Genomic DNA, 21,739 nt, shown 5'->3' with positions numbered 1-21,739 from the left:
TTCGGTAACTTAAACATTAAACAATCAGGGAATCTTTCTTCTCTGATTCTCCTTTAACTCTTTTTTAGTTCGTTAAACCAAATTTCGATTTCTTTTTTCAAACGGCAACCGGCTTGAAAAAATTAGGCTCTGGTAGTATAGTCAAAAAAACAAGGAATGTGTTGAAGTAACACATTCAGCCCGAGCTTGAACTTACTTAATATTAGGAGCTCATGTTACCAGAGCTCATTGGATCAAACTTTATAGCCCGATCGTACACGATCTCTGAGTAAGCTGGTCCGGTTTTTGTAGCGTTTTCCATATAGATTCTCCAGGCAATGAAAAGCGGTTGATCCGGTTCTATACCATAAGCTCCCACACCGTAGGGAACCTCGTAGCAGTATTGATCGTCTTCACTACAGTTCCTGGCTAGCTTGTAGACATACAGGTATTTAGCATTAGGATTATCAGGAAGATATTCCTCAGCAGACCCGCTGAAATCTGCATCTGTGATTGCTCTAACGCCGTTCCATGCATCCGCTCCGTATATACAGAAGTTCGAGTACGTCGCCTTTCCTGTGGCTGCATGATTAACCCCATAGACAATTATGAATTCATTGGAGTCGTTGCCCAGTGTAATTTCCGGATCTTGCAGGAATGGATAGTACTGCGAGGTGTCAAAGAAAGGAGGTGTAGGCGAAGAGGCTGTCTGGTTTGCTGACCATAGATAAACTGCATCGTTGGTAGGACCTACGCCATTGATTCCTCTCTGAATAGCATCACTCCCTATAGGAACTCCCTGACTGGTCGGAAGCTCTGTGGCATTTGATTCATTATATCTATCAAGAATCGCAATCCTTAGCTCTTCGAGATCATCCATAAGGTCAAACTCTGTTTTTCCGGTTCCACGAACCCTTAACTCCGGATAATCATACGGGTCCAGTTCCGTAGTATTGTTGGGAGTAATCCTGAAAACAGTCGCAGGTGTATTATTTATGTAATTCTCTTCAGCCTGCGTGTCATTAAATAGAGCCGGACGGAAAAATGAGGCAAATGTATCGGAATCATTCTCCACGCCCATGTTCAGCATGACCGAGGGCATCACCTGGGTATTAATTATATTGTCCGAATATCCTGCAGATTGGGCAGCAGCCCGGATGCGTTGATCAATGCCTCTGTCAGCAGTAAGGATTATTATTGTAGTTTGATTGAAAGGATTCCCGGACGACCCGTTTGGAGTTCCTTCGGTTTTGATAACAAGGTTATTAATCGTATCTGCTATGTTAGCGAAGAGCCATCTCTTCTCATCCCCATATGTCCTGTGCATAATGAAATTATCGTAGCTGAAGTACCTGCATTCCGGTGCCGTTCTTCCCACGAAAACAACAGCTTCATCAGGACCAAGGTTCCAGAACGGAGTTGTATTCTCTTTTACTCCAAGCGTACTGGTTATTTGCTTAATTTGTTCATCTACCTCATAACCAGGAGCCGGTGGAACAAAATATATCAGATATTTTGTGGTGGGATTGTTTCCGTATGCAGAAGGCAGTACTCCTTCCTCATATAGCCCGAGAAAATCAAAGTACCCCAATTCACCTTCCTGTACGGTGAATCCATCCTGTTCTAAAGCCTGTTGAAAAGCCCCCGCGTCATAAGTTTCATTCGCTGCGAGGCCGGTTCCAGTTAACATTACGAACGAAATGCCAAGTATTATAACCATTATATATTTTTTCATATATAACCCCCAGGTTAATTTTTCATTTAATATATTAGAAGCCTTGGTGGGGCATTAATTAAACTTGGATAGTTGATCCTGTCAACAGTCCGTATAATTCCTTACTCACATCATGTTTTGCCTTGTCCTTATTTCGTAAAAATAATGCACAGAAATACTCAAAACGCATAACAAAACGTTAATACTCCTTTTTCATGCCATATTCCAACAACTGGTTTTATATGCTGCTTTCAAAGGCCCCGGACAAGTTCTCGTTCGACGGGCGAGCGGCCTTTCCCGTGAAGTCTTCAAAGAGGCTAAAAAAATACAAAGAAGCTGAAAATTCTGAATTTTAGCAAATGTAACCCTGAAAAAGGCTGAAACCTGAAAAGACTTCATTTGGACCATTCTAAATAACAAAATTTATTTTCCAACGCCTCCAATACAAAAAGATATTGGAGGAGTTTTGTGGATCATTCAAACAGTAGTCATGTTGAAGTATTTCTTTTTAGAATCCCGGGCAACTTCCCGCTCGACGTAGGAGAGCGGCTTTTCCGTGATGTCTGCAAAGAAGCAATTTATTCAATAACTTAATAAATTTATTTGAAGATCGATTCTTTGCAAAACAAAAAATAGAACCACCACGAAGATCATTACACTCAAAAGGTTATATACCGTTCATAACATACACTTCATGCTGAAGTCACCTAAATTTCTGAAAAGGAAGTACAATAATGGCCGAAGACTTAAAGGAAATCTACCACTTGTTTAATCCAAACAAAGCTCTTCAAAATGATGATTTGGAAAACTACTATGTAGAAATAGACCAGAATGAAACAAATATTGAAGAGCTAAAAATCCGTCTTGAGCTTAGCCTTGAAACTTATGAACCAATAAAACTTCTTTTCACCGGCCATCGAGGATCAGGTAAAACAACCGCGTTAAACCGTCTTGTTTCGTATCTGAACAGAGAGATGCGAGATAAATTTTATATTGTACATTTTAGTGTTCTTGATCTTCTGGATAATAATGACATAAACTATACTGATGTCTTATTTTCAATACTCACAAAAATAATGGAGAAATGTCAGGACGAAGTATGCGATTTGAGTCCTTCATTAATTGAAAGGACAAAGAAATGGGGGAAATCAATCACAAAAACTGAAGTGCATGAGGATAAGCTTGAGGGTGGTGCAGGCTTTAGCTTACCTGTCTATTTTGTTGAACTGCTGGCAAGGATGAAGAGTGAAACAACCACCAGGCAGGAGATAAGAGAGGAAATCCAGCCGCGTGTATCTGAGCTAATTAACCTTATAAACGATTTAATTGCTGAGATAGAAAGAAGTGGAAGGCAGGTACTTGTCATTATAGATAACCTTGAGAAATGCGATTCTGAAAAAGCATTAAACTTATTCTATTGCCACAGCACCCAGCTAACCCAACCAATGTGCAAGATAATCTATACATTTCCCATATCACTTCGGAGCTCGGACAAGTTCACCCAGATAAAAATGAACTTCAGTGACGATATAATGTATCCGAACATCAAAGTTCATGAAAAAGATGGAAGTATGACCCAGGAACCGGTCGGGAGAGCTTTCATGAAGCAAATTGTAACAAAAAGAGTTTCTCTTGACCTATTTACACCCGAAGCCCTCGAATACATAATTGACATGAGCGGGGGCGTTATCAGGGAGTACATAAGGATTATCAGAGATTCGGCAGTTAGAGCCATAACCAGAAGAAAAACTGTGATAGATAAAGATATCGCCGTCGAAGTTATTAATGGGCTTAAAAATGCATATCAGGCACAATTAAGTGATGAAGACTATGAAGTGCTTTTGAAGATTTACGAAACAAAAGACATAAAAAGAGATGAGAAGCTTGTTGGCCTGCTTCACAATCTCAGTGTTCTCGAATACAAGAACGGAAGAAGCTGGTGTGACCTCAACCCTATAGTCAGGTCGATTCTTGAAGAGAAAAATCTTCTTCCAAGCAGGTAAAATTAATAGGAAGCAAGGATATCTCAAGACATATTTTCAATATTTAGAACCACAATAGGTAGAACCATGGAACTGGACCCATCTCATTTAATGAAAATTGAAGAAATCGTTACACTTCTCGATCTCTCCGATGACTGTACAATTGCATTTGTTCGCTGTAACGAGCCAGTTTTATGTGATGCAATCTGCAAGGAAATTTTTGAGAGGGTACACAGTAGAATTCACATTTACAAAATTGAAATGAATGAAGAATCCACCGATCTTTTCCAGATTTTAGAAGAAACTACCAAATCAGATTCATACAATTCAAAACTTGAGGAAAATAAAAAAATTGCATTTTTTGTTTTTGGGCTCGACAATGCGGTAGAAAAGAAAAATGTTAATGGAAACTCAGAAACCTTGCTTCTACTGAATATGATGCGAGAAAAGTTTTTGGAAATCAAACATCCCATACTTATCTGGATCAACAGTGCATCACTCAATTTAATCCTTAATGAAGCTCAGGATTTTTTCTCATGGAGAACAACTATTTTTGAGTTTGACATAAAGCGAGAAATAACTTCCAGTCCAATGTTTGAATTTGGGGATTTTGATAATTTAAGCAAGAAAGAGATTGAAAAACTTGCCAATTATTATTCTAATTTGATTGAAGAATCTAAGGAAAAGGGAATTGAAGACCCATATAAGTCTGCTTATTGGAATTACAGACTTGGAACAACTAAACTGCTCCTATATTTTCCAAAAGAAGCTTTGCAGTATCTTAAAGATGCTTTGTCAATCTCACTTAGAATTAATGATAAGAGACTAATAAAAGAGATATACAGAAAATTAGGAGTTTCATGCTACTACCTAGAAAATGTGAAGCAGGCAATAGAATATTTTGAAAAAGCTCTAGAAATTTCTACAGAAACTAGAGATCAGGAAGGAAAAGGAAAAATTTTGATGAATCTTGGTATAGTGTGTGGACGAAAAGGACATTTTAAAAAAGCAATTGAATATTACGAAGAGGCTTTGAAAATTTTCAAGGAAATTGATGATAAGTATGGAGAAGGAAATGCTCTAGGAAGTATGGGCGTAGCATATGTTCACCTAGGAGACCTAAGAAAAGGAATTGAATTTTATGGAAAGGGGTTGAAAATTTATAAAAATGTTGGTTACAGAAAAGGTGAAGGAGATATATTTGGAAACTTGGGAAATGCATTTAGTCAATTAGGTGATCAGAGAAAAGCAATTGAGTTCCACGAGCACGAGCTAAGAATTTCTAAAGAAATCGGCGACATGTTAAGAGAAGAGATATCGCTTGGGAATATTGCCAACGCTTATCATTTATCAGGCGAATACAAAAAAGCAATCGAATATTATACTCAGGCGCTCAAAATTGCTAGAGAAATAGGAGACAGACGTGGAGAAGCAAATCATCTTGGAAATCTAGGATCAATATATTTTAATCTGAAAGAACCTGGAAAAGCAATTGAATATTATGATCAATCACTCAAAATTTCAAGAGAATTAGAAGATAAATATGGAGAATGTTCAGATCTTGGAAATTTGGGGGCAGCATACAGCCTTCTAGGGGATCTAGGAAAAGCTATTGAATTATACAAACGGGCTTTGAATATCTCCAGAGAAATCGAAGATAAGCAAAGGGAAGGAAATAATCTCGGTAATTTAGGTTACACATACAGTCAGCTCGGCGACAAGAAAAAAGCAATTGAATTTTTGAAGCAGGCCCTGGATATAGGAAAGGCAATTGAAGACCCGAGGATAATTGGTTTTTGCGAGCAGAAATTGAAGGAACTTGAAGGGTCTGATGGCTGATTATATTTTCTTTTTTAATTTCATGGAAAAAGCCGTTTGCTTCGCAAACGGGACTGCTGTTTGGGAAAGATATAAGTCGAAAAACCGGCCATAATTCAAAACCACAACCCAAAGCAATAATTACTTCTGTAAAAACCCAGAAGTAGAATCAAAAGCCCAAAAACAATAAACTATTAAGTAATCACCCCCAAACCTTACCTGCAATTTTTATCGGACTTGAATTTCTTAACATTCATATTTTTGCTCAGCTTTAAAGGTGGAACTATGCCTCACATAATGGAATTACTTGGGAAAACAAGAGTTGTCGTTAAAGATGGAAAGGTCATTGAAGTCGGAGAGCCTGAAGTTGATTGGTGTCCTCTCTTTGCTAAAATCCGCGGGATCCAGAAGATCACCCCTGAAGAAGTCAAAAAGAACATGGAATTCAGGATCAGCGACTTCGGGATGTTTACGGAAAAACGCAGGTTGGAACTTGAGGACTTTGTTGGGTTCGGAGCATCGGAAGTTATGATGACAGGCCTGAGCAGGGGCTTGCTCGACTCAACCGTGACCGCCTGTGACGGAGCAGGGACAGTCATTTCCAACAACCCTACCCTTGTCCAGGGCATGGGAGGAAGAATGTCCGGACTTGTCGAAACCGAACCTATCGATGGCATCATAAATGGAATTACGGAACGCGGAGGAATCGTGCTTGACCCCTCAACTGCAAAAATGGACCCTGTTGCAGGCGTGAAAAAGGCAGCCGAACTCGGGTACAAAAAGATAGCAGTAACCGCAGCATTCGGTGAAACCGCAAAAGAGTTACGGAAGCTGGAAGCCGAGCTCGGGCTTGACCTGATAGTAATTGGAGTCCATGTTACAGGTTTAAACAGGGAAGAAGCCCAGGTCCTTGTGGAAAATTCGGATATTGTGACCAGCTGCGCTTCAAAGCCCATCAGGGACCTTGTAAAGCCCATCGCACAGGTAGGGACTGCAGTACCGCTTTTTGCTCTTACCCAGAAAGGAAAGGAGCTTGTAATCGAAAGGGCAAAGGACATCAAAAGCCCTATTCTTATCAATACCATGGCCCTGCCTGTGCTGCCTGAGCACAAACAGCCAAAAGACCTGATCTAAAGCGAAATAAAAACGACATCAGAGCCGTTATTGTTTCCTTTCTTTTTTTCTTTTTAGCATGAAAGTGCTTGATCTGAAAAGTACTTTCATTTCTTTGTGCCTGCTATTTGAAGAATTTCATGTTTGTTTTTTCATTTTGCCGTCAAACAATCCGTCCGCAGTATTTTCTACGATAAGATTATATTTTTTAGAACTTATGAATGTTATAACACTGAAAAAGTATTGCCTTAAGTTTTAGGGAAGATGAGATGACCGACGTATCAAATGACAAGCTTGCCATAGTGAATGACAAACCTGTTACAGTGGATGATAAACCCTCCACAGCGAATGAAAAAAAGAACAAAAACAGAACTCTTGAAGAGAGAATTATAATCGAAAAAAACAAACTTTTGCGCTTTATAAGGGAAAGAAACGATTACATCAGAAATCTGCCTGAAACTGAAAAGAAAGCATTTATCGCATCAATACAGAACCTGAAGGAAAGTAAAGACAAAATAGAAAAGCTGCTGTTGAAGAAAGAAGTCAAAGAAGCAAAAAAAGGCATTGATGGCCTCCTTTTCTCTTTTGAGGACCTTCCTCTTTTCGGGAAAGAATACTGGTTTATGAAATTCACATCCGATGACGATTCCAGACGCCAGTTTTTTCTCACATTTGGCAGGAGTGCAGGGGATATCGAGGTAAACGGCAGGTATGTGGAAAACAGCAGGGTGATTAACGATAGAACAGATGGATACTGCGTCGCCTGGGCATATGACGGGATGAAGATAAACCTCACGGATGACCCTGGAGCCATCGAAGTGGAAAATGATAGAGTGACCTGCTCCAGCAAAGATATGAAAGCGGATTTCTATGGAACTTTCCCGAAATATATGCTTGATATTTCAAAAAATGGCGAAAAGATCTGCTGTTTGGAGATAAAAGAGCCGGCTGATGCTAATTACAACTCGGAACTGTCTGAATTTTTCAGAGGCTTATTCGGATACAGGTTCGCTAACCTTTATTTCGATTTCAGGGGTATGCTGTTTGAAAAGGAATTCTCCGGAAAATGCTATGCTCAGAAAGTAATTGTTATCGGACCTTTCATTCCCTGGAAGTGGTCGAGAATCATTTTCAAAAACGGTTCTGTCCTGACTTACTATATCCCGAATATCGAGATTATCGGGGTCGAATACAATATACACAACTCCATGGAATATTACGATGCAGAGAACCGAAAGCTGCACCGCTTCAGAAAGGCAAAAGTGTATGAGTACCCTTCGGAAAAAGGGAGCAAAAGGTGGATACTCACAGCTGAAGAAGGAAAGGTGTTCATGGTCACAAGAAGCTACTGCAAGGAAGCTTTCAGCTTCACAAAGAATTTTAATTTCAGGTATATAGAAAATCTTGTTGATGTAGTCGATTTCCAGGTCGAACTGGAGGACAGGATCATAACCCTTGAAGAGACAGGCAGCGGATTGGGGATGGTTGAAGATACATCAGGATTCGTGATATGAATTCTACAACGAAGGTAAGATTCTAAAAGGAAACGGATTTCTTTGAATACAAAAGCTTTTTTAACTCCTTCTCAAGTAGGGGACAAGGACAGACATACCTTGGTCAAATACAGCAGTTTGTGGCTATAAAAGCACATACATAATTATGCAAATTTCCACAAAATGTAGTAATTATTATAGTTTTATTGTGAAAATATAACAGAAAATAATACAAAAATAAGATATAACGCAACAACTAAATAGAATAAGAACAAATAATTCTTTGGTCTGAAACACTTCTGTGTATTCTGGGCTCTCGAACCTAGATTCTACAGTGCCTCAGTTTCGAGGTGGACGGGGTTCCTTCCGGTTCCTTCCATCTCCAAACTAAAAGTCACAATGAAAGTCGCAGGTTTTCTACCACATTTCCTGCAACCCATCGACTCTTCAGGGATTTGGCTTGGCTTTTCCAAATCCCTGAAGCCACATCTAAGCTTTTTTATCCAATTTTTGCGAAGTTTTGAAGAATTTAATTTATTCTACAGGACCAGCTTTAACGCAAACAAAAGCCAGGTACCATGGTTGATGAGCTTATTTTTGAAGCTGAAACTAATATCTTCCTCAAAAAGCGTCCTTTTCTTTGCTTCGGTATTTTTTGTTCCGGGGTCCGGTTTGCTTTCCGGTTATTTTACTTTTGCAAAGCATTCCTTTGCTTAAGCCCGAAAAAAACCAGATTAAGCACTTATTTCTTTTTCCCGGCTGTTTTACCCTTTATTCTTAATATCGTTCTTTCATCCCTTCATTTTGTTACCACTTTTTTATTTCGCAATGCACTATTTTAGGCTTCAAGCAGTTAATTATGGAAGCTCTTGAGTAGTATAAAGATAATTTTAATAGTTATTGTAGTATACTGAGATGCCTTAACTACATTCCAATGCCGATTAAGTATATATCAATAACCTGCTAATAGGTTATTGCAGGAAGAGTTCTCTGGAGAAAATCAAACTGCAAAGAAGTAAAAGGTCCAGATGAGTAAAAAACCTGAACCCTGGAAAGAAGAATAATTTTAGAAAAAATACCAGATCGAGGGATAAGAAATGACTGTAAGAGATGATATTCACGGACAGATCATTGCAGGCCTTAAAGGCGCAAAGTTTCCTATAAACACACCCGAAAAATTGCTCGCTGCATTCCCTGCCGGCGCAGACACCACATGCAGATCAGGCGACCTTGCTGTTACTGCAGGGGAAGCTGGTAAATTGCTTACAGCCGCCGATTTTCCGTTTAAAGATGCAAAACAGGTGGCCGACACAATTGTTGACAGAGCAGGGCTTTAAGCCCTGCATTCTTTCTTCTAAAAACCCGATAAAAAAGAGGTTAAACGGTCAAAATCCAACGTTATTTATCGTTTCAACTGCGTAAGCCCCACTCACATTAGTCTGGAAAATTTCACTGAGCTTCACGAGAGAAGATAGGAGTGAGCAAGAATCAAAGAGCAGTTACTTCCAGGCCATCTTATCAAGTATCCTTACTAAGTCGTTTGCCTCATCAAAGGATAATTCAGTCCAGCCCTTTCCGCATTCATTGCAATACTGACTAATTTTTGTATGTCTATCCATATACCTGAGAGACTTTATTACTAAATTTTTTTGCCTAAAAGTCATTGAAGAATCCCGAAACTCCATAAAATACTCCTTAAATTATGCCTTCACTTTTCAGTATTCGTAGCTGTAATCAATTAAAAAACCAGAAAAAATTAAAAATCTGATTCTTTTTGAATCTGATACGATTTGATTGTTATTCAGATGGGGTCCATACTATATATACAGGTCTTAAGACAATATATTAAATAGATAAAAATTCCAATATCTAGTCGCGTACCGATGGAATACCCCGGATACCATAATGCGGAACCTCTAAAGCTAAGATCTTAAATCATCCGGACAGGAACCAATAAGAAAGAAACATTAAGTTAAAAACCAATTATTTTGAACGAATACACTTTATCCAGTACTTAAGGGGTGTGCCTATTATGCCTCACATAATGGAAATGATGGGGAAAGCCAGAGTAGTTGTAAAAGACGGGAAGGTCATAGAAGTCGGAGCTCCTGAAGTGGAATGGTGCCCCCTCTTTGTCAAGCTGCGAGGGGTAGAGAAGATGACCCCGGAAGAAATCCGGAAAAACATGGAGGCACGGATCAGAGAGTTCGGGATGTTTACGGAAAAGCGCAAACTCGAATTTGAGACAACCGTGGTTGCCTTCGGCGCCTCCGAAGTCATGATGAGCGGCCTCAAAAACGGCTTTCTTGATACAACCGTGACCGCCTGCGATGGCGCAGGAACCGTAATCTCCGGCAACCCGGCACTGGTCCAGGGAATCGGAGGCAGGATGTCCGGTCTGGTCGAAACCGAGCCAATTGACGTGGTTATCAAAGGAATAGAAGAACGAGGCGGAACCGTACTTTTCCCCTCGACTGCAGCCATAGACCCTGCAGGCGGAGTAAGAAAAGCTGCCGAACTTGGGCACAAAAAAATTGCCGTTACGGTTGCGGACGCAGAAACAGCCAGAAAAGTAAGGGAAATAGAAAAAGAACTCGGGCTTGACCTGCTGGTTATTGCGGTACATGTAACGGGTGTCAGCCGGGAAGAAGCTCAGGGACTACTGGATAATTCGGATATTGTAATCAGCTGCGCTTCCAAATATATCAGGGAGCTTGCAAAGCCTCTTGTGCAGGTAGCAGCAGCGATTCCTCTTTTTGCCCTCACGCAGAAAGGGAAGGAACTGGTGACTGAGAGGGCAAAAGATATCGAAAGCCCCATTCTTATCAATACGATGGAGCTACCGGTTTTGCCGGAGCATAAACAGCCGAAGGAACTAATTTAAGATCAGGATTATTCCAAAACTCGCCTCCTGATAGGGAGTAAAAGAGTCATTTAAAGAGCAAAGCGGAAAAAATACATTTAGACTTTAGTTCTCGGGTTTTCCGGACTGTTTATTCTTACAGCCCGGTCCCGGAGATTTGATTGAAAAGCAGCAACCTATCAATTTTGAATTCCTAATCCGTTTTTGGAGCTTTTTCAGTTGCAGCATTTTTTGCCATAAATGCACCTCATATTTAGATTGTTATATGAGTATGAATTATAATCACATAAAAATATATATTCGTTTTCAGGAAAAACGTTCACTTATTGAATAAATTAGTATTGAATTGTATTATCAAACTATGATCGAACTTACGGATCCAGGATCAATATACTGGGAGAATCATATCCTCAGACTCCTTAACATCCGGAAAAAAAGGCTATTAAAAAGAAAAATTAAAAAAGATTAAACACCAGACAGCACGAAAAATTGTCCGGAGCTTAAAATCCTCCTGAACTCCCGTTATCCTGTTCATTCAGTGATAATTTCTACAAGTTCCAGCTTCTCGGCTTCTCCTCTCACGGTAATCTCCAGAAGTAGCCCTGTTTCGGCAGCATAATATTTGTTTTCCTCGATGCCGGGTTCAAGCGGGGTCCATTCTCTTGTTTTCAGGCAGTTCTCAAAAGAACCGTATGGGACGGAAACCGACTCGTTCATAGATACGACTTCAGCCATATCTTCTGCTTCACCAGCCAGGTACTCCTGCCGATAGGTATCGCCGACCTGAGGGTTACCTTTCATTATAATTCCGGGTTGTGCTCCGTTAACCCCGGCTTCCCAGGAGCCTTCCGTACTCACAACTTCACCTTCATCATATTCTCTGGAATCTTCCCCGAAGTACCAGACATTGCCGTCTTTGTCCTGAGCATACCAGTCAAAAGTCTCTTCAGCTAGCTCCCCGTCTTCAAATTCCCGGTCCCGGACAACGATTGTCTTCACTCCCATTACTGTTCTCGTTTCATTGGTAACGTAAACCTCATCTCTTATCGGTTCGCCTTCGGATTCCCCTTCATAGACAAAAGTTGTGCCTGGAGTCAGGGGAAAATAAGGATTGTCTATAACCTCAACAAAATCATCAGGATTTATAACAGAGCTATATCCCCCTTCCCCTTCTGTTTCCATTGCCCCTTCGGTTGCTTCTTCAGTTACTCCTTCAGTTGTTTCTTCCGTTGCTCCTTCCACTGCCCCTTCGGTTACCTCTTCAGTCACTTCGCCACCTGTTTCTTCGGTTGTACCTTCTTCAGGTGTATTTTGAGAACAACCGGAAGCAAATAACATTGCTGCAATAAGTACTACCGTTACAAAAAAACTGAATCTTTTAATGCTCCTCACCCCATTTGTTTAATTTTAAAAAATTATTGCGTATATGCCCGATATACGGTTATGCAATGATATAGCCATCAAATGATGCAATATCGAATGATGCACGATATAATTTATAATAAATATAATAAATTAATCTAATGTAAGAAGTCTGGAAAAGAAAAAAATCTTATCTTTTTCCCCTCAACTTCCCGATTACGCCGGAGAAATCAAACTCATTTTCAGATGTTTCTGTCTTCTGCTCCCTCTTCTGTACTTTTTCAAGTCTTCTATCCACTATATATTCTCCAATAGGAGTGACAAAACCGACCAGAATGCCCAACCCTATAAAAATATAAACAATAGTGAAAAATTTTCCGATGTTTGTTTTAGGGGTAAAATCTCCATACCCCACAGTTGTCAGGGTGATAACCGAGAAATAGAGAGAATCAAGCCAGCCCCAGCCCTCAACAGAATGATAGAAAAAAGTTCCAATAGCAAGAATGAACGCCGTGATATACAGGAGGGCACGGAACTTATCGTCTTTAAGCATCCTTCTCAGTACCCTTAAAAATGCAAGTAAAGTTAAGAGAAACGGAATCGTAGTCTCTTCCTCCGATAAATCACGTTCTTCCCCCGATAAATCACGTTATCCAATTTAAGATCCGCCTGAGTGGGCAAAACCCTGAGCTCTTCAGAATGAACTCAGATGTTGAGAAATTGGCTTCTAACCTCTCCCCAATTATATATTTTCGATCAATGGTTAAAAAGACATCTATCTGCTAAAGGACGTCTATTCAGCTAAAAGCACCGGCTTTCGTTGTAATCCCATTTTCTGAACCCTTTAAGGAGAAGGTATAGGGCAACAGGCACAAGCAAAAGGTCCACAAGTGCATAGTACGACCCGAACATGGACAGGATTATGTTGAGCAGCAGGAGAGGCATGACTGAAAGTGTATAAAGGGCAAAGGTCTTTCCGTTGTAGAGGTTAATGGAAGGGGAGAACCCGGTCAGGTAAATGAGTACCGAAACCATGTAAAGGGAGATCGTCAGGAAGAGCAGAAGCGACGGAATCAGGGATGAGGGATCGTTTTTAAGGGTAAGCATTGTCAGAATCACCAGGGGGATCAGGTTAAGAAGAAGATAGCTGTTTAGCTTACTCTTAATTATGTCCGAAACTCTCAGGGGGAGGAAGGAATAGGATGAAAACATATCGTACTCGGTAAGCCAGTTGTACATCGAAGATGAAAGCACGCCGAGAACCAGAGCAAAAATTGTCAGTGTGCTCAAAGCCGGCATAACCTTTCCGAGAGCTGAAAGCAGTATCCAGACAAGTAGAAGCGGCAGCACAAAAGAGAAAATGACTTTCCCGAGCCCTCCTTCACTCCTTTTAAGGTCAAGGGAATCTTTTGCAACAAAGGCTGCGTACCTGTACGAACCCAGATACCCGCAGATCTTTGAAAAGGAGTTGGAAAAACTCTTCTGTGCCTGCGGAAATTCTATTTTCAGGAAAATAAGCGAGAGCGCGGAAGGGACAAGGATCAGAACTCCGGAAAGCAGGAGCTGGTTTTCGGACGGAGCGAGGAAAAAGGAAAGGCTCGGAAGGCTGTACAGTGTCCCCTGATCGAGGTTTCCGGAAATATGGAGCAGGAGCAGGGAAGAGAAGAACAGGCAGAAAAGTGAGATCTTTCCTGAGTGAGCGTAAACGGTTGACAGGAAGAAAACTGCAGAAATCCCGATCATAAAGGAAAGAGATAGGGTAAGGAGAAGGGTCAGAAGGGTAAAAGGAGCCCCGAAATTGCCCGCAGGAACAAATTTTGCTGCAAAGGCAAAGCCTGAAACAAAAGGCAGGATGTAGAGGCCAAAATAATATACGATATCTTTTCCTAGGAAGTTGGCAAAGATAAACCTTTCAGAAACAGGAAGCACCCTTGAAGAATATGCAATAAGGCTTGCCTGCCCGAAACGGCGGTTCATAAATTCGCGGCCCATGAGCCCGAAAGCTCCTACCATGCCCCCCACAAGCAGGAAAAGATAATGCATTCCTAGAGCGATCTGGGCATCGCTAACGATCTCTCTGAATACGGGCAGGACCAGGCTTACAAAAAACGTGAATAGAAAAATAAAGACCGGAAAGAGGGCAAAACCACTGTGCCCGAAAAGACTGGAGTGCATCCGCCACTCCTCTTTAATCATGCATTTGAAGATGTCAAACATAAAATCCCTGCAGCTTTTTCTTTTTTGTACTCACATTCTTCGTGTTTACTGTCTTTCACACGTATTTTTTATGCCTTTTTTTACACATTTATTGAAGTAAAAAGTAAGAAAGAGTAAAAAGCCAATAACTACAGGGTACCCTTACGCCAGTGCCGGGACCTTTTTTAAAGGATCTTCCGGAATACCCTTCGGGTTTCCATTCCACCTGCCAATCAGTTCCAGGAAAAACTCTTCAAAGTTCCTGTCCTGAAGAGCCGGGTCGTCAAGGCGACCGGTGTGGATAAGTTCACCTCTGTAAATAATTCCTATACTTGTGCAGATTTCTTTTGCGATTTCGAGGATGTGCGTGGAAATGAAAATAGTCCCCCCGTTCTTCACGTATCCCCGCAAGAAATCCTTTACTTTTTTCTGCATCACAGGATCGAGATTAATGAGCGGTTCATCGATAATGGCAAGTTCCGGCTCATGCAAAAAAGCCTGGGCAAACATCAGTTTCTGTCTTGTGCCTCTTGAGAGGTCTTTGCAGAGGGAGTTTCTCTGATCCCCAAAATCAAAAAACTCAAACCATTTCTCGCAGACCTCTTCATAGTTTTCCATTTTTCGTACCTTGGAAACGAAGTGCAGGTACTCTTCCGCAGTCAGAAAACTAGGAGGGGTTTCCTGTTCCGGGATTACGCCCACAAGTTCCCTGACCCTAAGGGGGTCTTTCAGCACATTTACCCCGTGTACCTTAAGGGTGCCCGAACATGGCTTTATCTGCCCGGTAAGCATTTTGATCATGGTTGTTTTTCCGGAGCCGTTCGGGCCCAGGAGACCGAAAAGTTCACCTTTGCCTATAGAAAGGTCCACGCAGTCTACTGCTTTTGTTTGTCCGTAGGATTTGGAAAGACCCTTTACTTCAATCATGTTTCAGGCTCCTTCAGAGCAGTATCGCTCAAATAGTTAACTAACTCTTCATAAATACTCTTAATATATTTTTAAATCTTTCTATTTTGCAGAGTGAATACGAAGTATTCCGAAATTTTAGAGGAAGCTGGGCCGGAGATATCTGAGAAAAAGTCAAAAAAGTCCTAATGCTGCTGAAAAAAAGGTTTCTTGAGCTTTTATCCGGCATCAAACATTTTTGATTTTGAGGATATTTTTGGAGGACAACCGGGCTCCAGAGGTCTAAAAAGATATCAATCTTTGCTATATATATTAATCAGTTCTCTGTATGACTCTTTAATAATTATTTTGTATATAATGTATATGGGAATCGCCAGTACCATGCCGAGAGGGCCAAGGAGCTTGGATGCGGCAAGCGTCAGGACAACACTCAGGAGCGGGTTGATATCCACTTTTTCCGAGATCATGAACGGAATGAGGTAAAGGTTGTCAATAAGCTGGGCAACTATCACCGTTATCACTGCAAAGAGCGCGGTCATGGGACTATCGATGTAGCCCACAATAACCGGAGGAATTGCCCCCAGAAGAGGGCCGAGATAAGGGATGATATTTAGAAAGCCTGCCAGAGTGCCCAGGTAAAACCATCCTTCAAGCCCTCCAAGATAAAATCCGATACAGCAAATCAGGCCCACAACAGCTGACTCAAGCATTTTAGCACTGAAGAAGTCCTCAAGCTCGCAGCCCATATACTTCAAGGCTCTGGTGATCCCTTCTGCATATTCAGGCGGAGCGTAAGCCTGAATATAGTTCCCTATTTTATTGTGATGCTTGAAGTATACACCAAACATGAGAGGAATTATCAACAGCCCGGTAAATAGATAATAAGAGACTTTCGAAACCAGGTCGGTTATCCCGGAGAAGATGGTATTTCCTATTTTTTGCAGGTCCTGGGGTTTAATGATACCGGAATCCGCAAGCATTGAAAGTTCGGACTCATGTTCGGAAAAAAGTGCGGAAGCTCCGCTTGCATAGTCCTGCTGGATGTTACTGAAATCTCCTATAAGAACCCCGAGGGCCTGCACCTGACTGCTCACAAAAAGCAGAAAAATAAGCCCTGCACCGGCGAGTAGTACCAGACCCACAGCTTTTCGGTTGAAGTTCGGAAACCTGTCCATGAACCTGTTGAACAATTGTATCGTTTTTTCCGCAATCAAAATAAGGACTGCACCTGCAATAAGGACTATGAAAATGTCCTGAAAATAGAAAAGTATTGAAAAAAACAATACGAAAAGTATTGTTGTTAAGGCCAGAAACTTCATAATATTATAGTAATTATTCATTGATATATTTTCCATAATACACCACATAAAAGAGGATTTTTAAAATGTGGTGACAAGTTATATTTAAAGGTTTCTATAAAAAGACATTAGAAGTTGCTGAATAAGCTTAGTGTGATGCGTGTTATACAAAATACGTAGTAAAGTTAGAACTGTTATTCTTGGAAGTATTGTGAAATGACCTCTTCGAGTGTACTCCGTCAATGAGCAGGTTATTAAGAAATATTAGTTGTTACATTTTTATAAATCTTAAATTTTAAATTGATTTGGGCTCGTTTAAAGTGAAACCTGTTAGATATGCTTGTTATATATGCTTTATATTATGCCATTTGTTGGGGTTTAGCTCTGATCATTGCTCTCATAGGTTCTGCGGGTTCGAATCTGATGTCTCACATTAATCTCTTGGGGTATAGGTATCATCTCTTGGGGTATAGGTATCATCTCTTGGGGTATAGGTATCATCTCTTGGGGTATAGGTATCCGAGAAAAACGTTTCCTAATTTTGTCCATGCTTCCCTACTGCTAGTGAATCATAAATGCACATGACGCCACCGTATAACCACGCAGCTATCACAAGTAACCAAACCCGTCCAACCGCAGTAAAAAAACCAGGGTCCATGTACTGCAACAGGGTTCCAATAAAAAACCAAAACATTACCGCTCCGGCCCATCGTGTAGCCTGATCCAGCCTATCAAATATGCTCCGATTCTGTTTCATTGCTTTTCATCCACTGCTTTACTCTTTTCCGTTTTTATGATTGTCTTCTCATCGTCGTCCGTTATCTCGGCAATGTCCCGTTTTTGATATCGAGCTTGTCTCGCAGATATGCCGGTAACGTCAGCCTGACAAGGTTTTCCGCGTCTGCGGTAAAGACTCGTCTTACCATGTTATCACATATGTGCTAACACTATATAAAGATTTTACAGAAAAAAAGGGTATTATGTAATATAATATGTATTACTATATAGATTTATTATGGATTTTACTGGTATATATTTATACTACAAAAAAAAATATCTGATTTAAATATATCCTAATTGTGAAATTTAATGGAAAATATTGCCCTTTTATGAAATTTATGCGTTTGATATCTGACAGTGGAAATAAAGAATAAATTTTCAATAAAATACCAAAATTGGAATTAACCTCACATTTTCTCAGGTTTCTAATGGGATTTCTCGACGGTTGGTAGAATAGAGCATGACTAAGGTGATCTTTAGTGGTAAAGAGTAAAACTCAATAGACAAATTTTAAAAATGGATAATATAAAAACGATTCAAATTAAATTGTTTTTAGCAAGAGTAATATTTCCAGCTCCGAAGATCAATAACCCACACAATAAATCAATGTTCAGCTATCATCAAGTGATATTATTCATCATCCCCAATTTTGTTTTTACTATATATTTTTTCAGATCCTGACCTGTTCTCCATAGATACTTTCTGAAGCAAAGTTACTGCTTCCTGGGGACAGGGAATTCAATTCATTTGCGGTTTCGCTTAAGGAAAGCATAAAATCGGCCCTTAGCCTTGAGATGAGCACTTCGGGCTGCACGCAGCAAAAAAGAGTCGGATCGCCATCAATTATTCTGACATAGCCTTTTTTTTCCATCCCTCTGAGGGTTCCATAGATCTTTGGTCTCGGAACTCCCGCACTTTCGGCAATATCACTCGCTTTTGCCTGTTTCAGGCAGACAAGAGAGGCGTAAACCTTGGCTTCGTTGCCGGTAAACCCCAGTTTCTGAAGGTTTTCGATAAGCTTAAGAGTCATTCCGGTTTCCTCCTTCTTCCACGTGCTGGGTTCTGATCTAACTGACACTCTTTATAATATGAAAGCTCCAAAAACTCAATAATTTCATGTAGCCAGGAATTCCCTGGAAGCAACAACATTCACCTTAGTCCCGCAGACAGGTTTGAATCTACTTTCCGCAGGATTTTTACTATGGTCTCAAGGCTCTTGAGATAGTCATCAACTTCTTTCTCATCGACAAACTGAAGGATTTCATCAGCCAATTCAGTGGTAATCTGGCTCAGCCGGTTGTAATATTCAAGCCCTTTTTCAGTAAGGGAAACGAGTACCTTTCTCCGGTCACCAGGATCGGTTTTTCTGAATACAATCCCTTTTTTTTCCAGATCGTCAACCATCCTCGTAAGGCTGCTCTTCTCCAGGCCAGTGTATTTTCCAAGAGTAGAAGGCATGATTTCTCCTTCGATCCCTATTATTTTAATTACTACTGGCTGATTCTTGCTTAATTCCCTGAACTTGCCTGCAATCTTTATCTGGAAGGCCTGGTCAAAAATCAGGTTGTCGAGAGAGTCCCGTTCCATTGACAGGAGAATAATCTTACTCAGTGTTGCCTCATTCATTTTCCTTATCATCTCTTTTTACCGGATTCAATCGAACCCTTTCCTGATAAACTGACCTTTAACAGCCAGAATGGGATGATTTATCAGGCTACAAGTTGACTATTCAATTATTCAAAAAGGAATAATTGATATATCAACCATTGATAACTCAACTACAATTTGATTGTATTTAAACATTCCGACAGATTCCATAAATAAGCATCACATAAACAAGCATAAAAAACAAACATGAAATTCTTCAAAAAGAAAAGGAAGAAAGAAAAACGAAGAGAAAGAAAAACGAAGAGAAAGAAAAAAACGTAAACAAAAAAGGAAAAAAATGTAACAAAAGAGGACTTCCAGGTCGAATTTTCTGACTTATATTTCTCGAAGTTTCTCGTAAACCCTGTCGATGTATCCGGAACGTGTGATTATGAGAAGCTCATCCCCTTCTTCAAGTTTCGGATTCTCCCGCGCAAGGAAAAACTCATTATTTCTGTAAAACCCGATACATTCGGTATTTTCCGGGAACTGGACATCAGAGATCCTTTTACCGGCATGCTTCTCCTCTGTTTTGAAGCCGATTACACGTACGTCAGCCCTGATGAGGTTACTCAGCTCGATTGTGTCAATTCCGCGCAGGGCGTCGGAAATAATAGTCGAGGAGATATGAGGCGGGTTAATCGGAGAGCTGATCCCAAGCTTCTTTGCAATTTCCATAAACTTCGTATCATCGGTTTTGACAATAACCCTTTCCACTCCCGCTTCCTGTGCTATCAGCCCTATCAGGATATTGTCCTGGTCATGGTTGGTGCAGGCTACAATCGCATCCGTGGAATCCATTCCTGCTTTATCCAGGATGTCCGGGTGGGTACCTTCAGCGTTGATTACGGTGCAGTCAAGCTCTTCAGCAAGCTCCCTCGCAACTTCCTCGTCCTTTTCTATAAGGATAACCTCATTTCCCTGCCGGATCATCGCGCGGGTCAGGTGCATCCCGAGGGAACTCGCTCCAATAATAATTAATCTCATTTTTTCTTTCCTTTCCTGTGCCTTTTTCCTGTAGCTTTTTTCTTTTTTTGATTATCTCTATATTTATCTACTCTTTTCTTAATCTGTTTATCTTATTTCTCCCTTTTACTCTCCATTAATCTGAATCTCATTCAGACTGTGTCTTTTTTTCTCCGTTTTTCCTGTTTCTCCCAAACCAGGTCCTGGGCAGGAGCAGAATAAAGAGCGGGATTATCTCCACCCTCCCAAGCAACATATCCGCACAGAGCACAAGCTTTAGCAGGGCTGGCATTTCCGAAGTTGTCACGCCGGTTGAAAGCCCTGCCGTAGCCAGAGCGCTCGAGGTCTCAAAAATAGCATCAGCCGAGTTTATCCCGTAAAGCATGAAAATGAAAGCCGAAAGTACGAGCACGGCCGAGTAAAGCAGCACATAGGTCATGATTCGGTAGAAATCGTCAGGGTCAACTACCTGGGACTTTACCTTGAGAGGGGTAATCGCCTCCATGGGGAGGAAAAAACGATAGAAGACAAGTCTTATGAGCTGCACTATTACAATCAGCCGGAAGAGCTTGATCCCGCCTGTGGTCGAGCCTATGCTGCCCCCTATACACATAATTGCGCTGAGAAAATCCTTTGAAGCATCGGAAAGGGGAGCCAGGTCCATAGTGGAAAAACCGGTTCCGGTAAGGGCTGACACTACCTGAAAAGCGGCATCAGGCAGCATCCGGAGCAGTTCATACCCACCTGCTCCTGCTGAAAGGGTTAAAGCAAAAAGGACTGTCCCGAGGAAGGAAAGCCCGAGCAAATACCTTACCTGTAGGTCTCTAACAAGAGCTCCGGGATCCTTCAGGACTTCAGGGTAGAGCGAGAAGCTGATCGCACCCATTATGCAGGAAACGGTGATCAGGAACGGGATCATGAAGCCACCATAGGCTCCGATACTTGCAGTCTGCGTTGAAAACCCACCTGTGGAAATCGAACTCAGGGTGTGACAAACAGCATCATAAAAAGGCATGCCACTGAAGAGCAGGAGCAACAGTGAAAGCAAGGTCAGGACAAGGTAAACCGTCCCCAGGGTCCTTGCAGTTGTGATTACACTCGGGCGGATCCGGCTTTCTCCGAAATTCACCCTGTAAAGCCTGAAAGCCGTAGTCCCCGGACGGATGAGGATTCCAAGCACGAGCACGATTATGCCTATTCCCCCAATCCACTGGAACCAGGAGCGGGTGAAGAAAAAGAGCCGGGTAGGAGAAGGCGGGGCAAGGCTCAGGCCGGTTGTGGTCAGGCCCGAGACACACTCAAAATAAGCGTCCAGAAAGGGCATACCGGTTGAAAGCGCCATCGGGACCGCGCTAACCAGCGAGCAAAGAGGAAAGGTAAGAGCTGCAAGGATTAAGGCTTCCTTTATTTCAAGTTCGAAGTCCGGAAGCACTTTCTGGAGTAAAAAACCCATGCCTGCAGTTACAAGGGCACTGCTCCCATAGATTATGGCTGCCTCCGTTTCCCCGAGAACAACAGCAGCAAGCACAGGAACGAGCAGGACTGCTGAAAAGACAAGCAAAAGATGTCCTATGTACCTGAGGACAGCAAGGGGGTTTACCGGAGAAACAAGCTCATACATA

The 21,739-nt window shown here is 41.3% G+C and carries 17 protein-coding genes; 7 read left to right on the top strand and 10 right to left on the bottom strand.

The window, feature by feature from the left end; all coding sequences use genetic code 11:
- Positions 1 to 202 precede the first annotated feature (202 nt).
- Positions 203 to 1,714 (bottom strand): hypothetical protein, encoded by a 1,512-nt coding sequence (locus MSSIT_RS10615; protein WP_048172276.1) that lies wholly within the window; start codon positions 1,712 to 1,714, stop codon positions 203 to 205.
- Between the two features lie 447 nt (positions 1,715 to 2,161).
- Here MSSIT_RS10615 and MSSIT_RS25315 point away from each other — a divergent pair, with 447 nt between their 5' ends.
- The 7 genes from MSSIT_RS25315 (at position 2,162) to MSSIT_RS10580 (ending at position 10,983) form a co-directional block, all read left to right on the top strand.
- Positions 2,162 to 2,287, top strand: a complete 126-nt coding sequence (locus MSSIT_RS25315) for a hypothetical protein (protein ID WP_269430093.1) — start codon at positions 2,162 to 2,164, stop codon at positions 2,285 to 2,287.
- Between the two features lie 140 nt (positions 2,288 to 2,427).
- Positions 2,428 to 3,696, top strand: coding sequence for a P-loop NTPase fold protein (locus MSSIT_RS10610; protein WP_048172274.1), 1,269 nt, complete (start codon positions 2,428 to 2,430; stop codon positions 3,694 to 3,696).
- Between the two features lie 90 nt (positions 3,697 to 3,786).
- A complete protein-coding gene (locus MSSIT_RS21245) occupies positions 3,787 to 5,514 on the top strand; it encodes a tetratricopeptide repeat protein (RefSeq protein WP_231590514.1) in 1,728 nt (575 codons plus the stop codon).
- A gap of 264 nt (positions 5,515 to 5,778) precedes the next feature.
- The gene (locus MSSIT_RS10600) at positions 5,779 to 6,627 is read left to right on the top strand and encodes a methanogenesis marker 8 protein (protein WP_048172272.1); all 849 of its coding nucleotides are present in this window, start codon (positions 5,779 to 5,781) and stop codon (positions 6,625 to 6,627) included.
- Positions 6,628 to 6,875: 248 nt separating this feature from the next.
- Positions 6,876 to 8,120, top strand: coding sequence for a hypothetical protein (locus tag MSSIT_RS10595; RefSeq protein ID WP_231590513.1), 1,245 nt, complete (start codon positions 6,876 to 6,878; stop codon positions 8,118 to 8,120).
- Positions 8,121 to 9,196: 1,076 nt separating this feature from the next.
- A complete protein-coding gene (locus tag MSSIT_RS10590) occupies positions 9,197 to 9,436 on the top strand; it encodes an MTH865 family protein (protein ID WP_048172270.1) in 240 nt (79 codons plus the stop codon).
- 695 nt (positions 9,437 to 10,131) lie between these two features.
- The gene (locus tag MSSIT_RS10580) at positions 10,132 to 10,983 is read left to right on the top strand and encodes a methanogenesis marker 8 protein (RefSeq protein ID WP_048172267.1); all 852 of its coding nucleotides are present in this window, start codon (positions 10,132 to 10,134) and stop codon (positions 10,981 to 10,983) included.
- A gap of 510 nt (positions 10,984 to 11,493) precedes the next feature.
- On the opposite strand, the gene MSSIT_RS10575 is transcribed toward MSSIT_RS10580, so the two are convergent.
- The 9 genes from MSSIT_RS10575 to MSSIT_RS10530 all read right to left on the bottom strand — a co-directional run bounded on the left by MSSIT_RS10575 (position 11,494) and on the right by MSSIT_RS10530 (position 21,738).
- Entirely contained in the window at positions 11,494 to 12,300 is an 807-nt protein-coding gene (locus MSSIT_RS10575) for a hypothetical protein (RefSeq protein ID WP_052721609.1), read from the bottom strand.
- 214 nt (positions 12,301 to 12,514) lie between these two features.
- Positions 12,515 to 12,877, bottom strand: a complete 363-nt coding sequence (locus tag MSSIT_RS10570; RefSeq protein WP_048172265.1) for a potassium channel family protein — start codon at positions 12,875 to 12,877, stop codon at positions 12,515 to 12,517.
- Positions 12,878 to 13,125: 248 nt separating this feature from the next.
- A complete protein-coding gene (locus MSSIT_RS10565) occupies positions 13,126 to 14,541 on the bottom strand; it encodes a hypothetical protein (protein ID WP_048172263.1) in 1,416 nt (471 codons plus the stop codon).
- 141 nt (positions 14,542 to 14,682) lie between these two features.
- The gene (locus MSSIT_RS10560; RefSeq protein ID WP_048172261.1) at positions 14,683 to 15,447 is read right to left on the bottom strand and encodes an ABC transporter ATP-binding protein; all 765 of its coding nucleotides are present in this window, start codon (positions 15,445 to 15,447) and stop codon (positions 14,683 to 14,685) included.
- Between the two features lie 272 nt (positions 15,448 to 15,719).
- Positions 15,720 to 16,781, bottom strand: a complete 1,062-nt coding sequence (locus MSSIT_RS10555; protein ID WP_231590512.1) for an AI-2E family transporter — start codon at positions 16,779 to 16,781, stop codon at positions 15,720 to 15,722.
- A 1,393-nt stretch (positions 16,782 to 18,174) separates the two neighbouring features.
- Positions 18,175 to 18,534 carry a TrmB family transcriptional regulator gene (locus tag MSSIT_RS10545; RefSeq protein ID WP_048172257.1) on the bottom strand — a complete coding sequence of 120 codons (360 nt, stop codon included), beginning with the start codon at positions 18,532 to 18,534 and terminating at the stop codon, positions 18,175 to 18,177.
- A gap of 119 nt (positions 18,535 to 18,653) precedes the next feature.
- Entirely contained in the window at positions 18,654 to 19,130 is a 477-nt protein-coding gene (locus MSSIT_RS10540) for a MarR family winged helix-turn-helix transcriptional regulator (RefSeq protein WP_048174684.1), read from the bottom strand.
- Positions 19,131 to 19,487: 357 nt separating this feature from the next.
- Entirely contained in the window at positions 19,488 to 20,138 is a 651-nt protein-coding gene (locus MSSIT_RS10535) for a potassium channel family protein (protein ID WP_048172256.1), read from the bottom strand.
- Between the two features lie 127 nt (positions 20,139 to 20,265).
- Positions 20,266 to 21,738 carry a TrkH family potassium uptake protein gene (locus tag MSSIT_RS10530; protein WP_048172254.1) on the bottom strand — a complete coding sequence of 491 codons (1,473 nt, stop codon included), beginning with the start codon at positions 21,736 to 21,738 and terminating at the stop codon, positions 20,266 to 20,268.
- Between the last annotated feature and the right edge of the window lies 1 nt (position 21,739).

Source organism: Methanosarcina siciliae T4/M (genome assembly GCF_000970085.1).
Lineage (GTDB): Archaea > Halobacteriota > Methanosarcinia > Methanosarcinales > Methanosarcinaceae > Methanosarcina > Methanosarcina siciliae.
This window is presented reverse-complemented; position numbering and strand designations above follow the sequence as displayed.

Excerpts from the sequence above, each read along its gene's own strand:
- MSSIT_RS10615 (WP_048172276.1), bottom strand. The coding sequence starts at position 1,714 with ATGAAAAAATATATAATGGTTATAATACTTGGCATTTCGTTCGTAATG.
- MSSIT_RS10610 (WP_048172274.1), top strand. The coding sequence starts at position 2,428 with ATGGCCGAAGACTTAAAGGAAATCTACCACTTGTTTAATCCAAACAAA.
- MSSIT_RS21245 (WP_231590514.1), top strand. The coding sequence starts at position 3,787 with ATGAAAATTGAAGAAATCGTTACACTTCTCGATCTCTCCGATGACTGT.
- MSSIT_RS10600 (WP_048172272.1), top strand. The coding sequence starts at position 5,779 with ATGCCTCACATAATGGAATTACTTGGGAAAACAAGAGTTGTCGTTAAA.
- MSSIT_RS10595 (WP_231590513.1), top strand. The coding sequence starts at position 6,876 with ATGACCGACGTATCAAATGACAAGCTTGCCATAGTGAATGACAAACCT.
- MSSIT_RS10590 (WP_048172270.1), top strand. The coding sequence starts at position 9,197 with ATGACTGTAAGAGATGATATTCACGGACAGATCATTGCAGGCCTTAAA.
- MSSIT_RS10580 (WP_048172267.1), top strand. The coding sequence starts at position 10,132 with ATGCCTCACATAATGGAAATGATGGGGAAAGCCAGAGTAGTTGTAAAA.
- MSSIT_RS10575 (WP_052721609.1), bottom strand. The coding sequence starts at position 12,300 with ATGTTATTTGCTTCCGGTTGTTCTCAAAATACACCTGAAGAAGGTACA.
- MSSIT_RS10570 (WP_048172265.1), bottom strand. The coding sequence starts at position 12,877 with ATGCTTAAAGACGATAAGTTCCGTGCCCTCCTGTATATCACGGCGTTC.
- MSSIT_RS10565 (WP_048172263.1), bottom strand. The coding sequence starts at position 14,541 with ATGTTTGACATCTTCAAATGCATGATTAAAGAGGAGTGGCGGATGCAC.
- MSSIT_RS10560 (WP_048172261.1), bottom strand. The coding sequence starts at position 15,447 with ATGATTGAAGTAAAGGGTCTTTCCAAATCCTACGGACAAACAAAAGCA.
- MSSIT_RS10555 (WP_231590512.1), bottom strand. The coding sequence starts at position 16,781 with ATGGAAAATATATCAATGAATAATTACTATAATATTATGAAGTTTCTG.
- MSSIT_RS10545 (WP_048172257.1), bottom strand. The coding sequence starts at position 18,534 with ATGACTCTTAAGCTTATCGAAAACCTTCAGAAACTGGGGTTTACCGGC.
- MSSIT_RS10540 (WP_048174684.1), bottom strand. The coding sequence starts at position 19,130 with ATGAATGAGGCAACACTGAGTAAGATTATTCTCCTGTCAATGGAACGG.
- MSSIT_RS10535 (WP_048172256.1), bottom strand. The coding sequence starts at position 20,138 with ATGAGATTAATTATTATTGGAGCGAGTTCCCTCGGGATGCACCTGACC.
- MSSIT_RS10530 (WP_048172254.1), bottom strand. The coding sequence starts at position 21,738 with ATGTATGAGCTTGTTTCTCCGGTAAACCCCCTTGCTGTCCTCAGGTAC.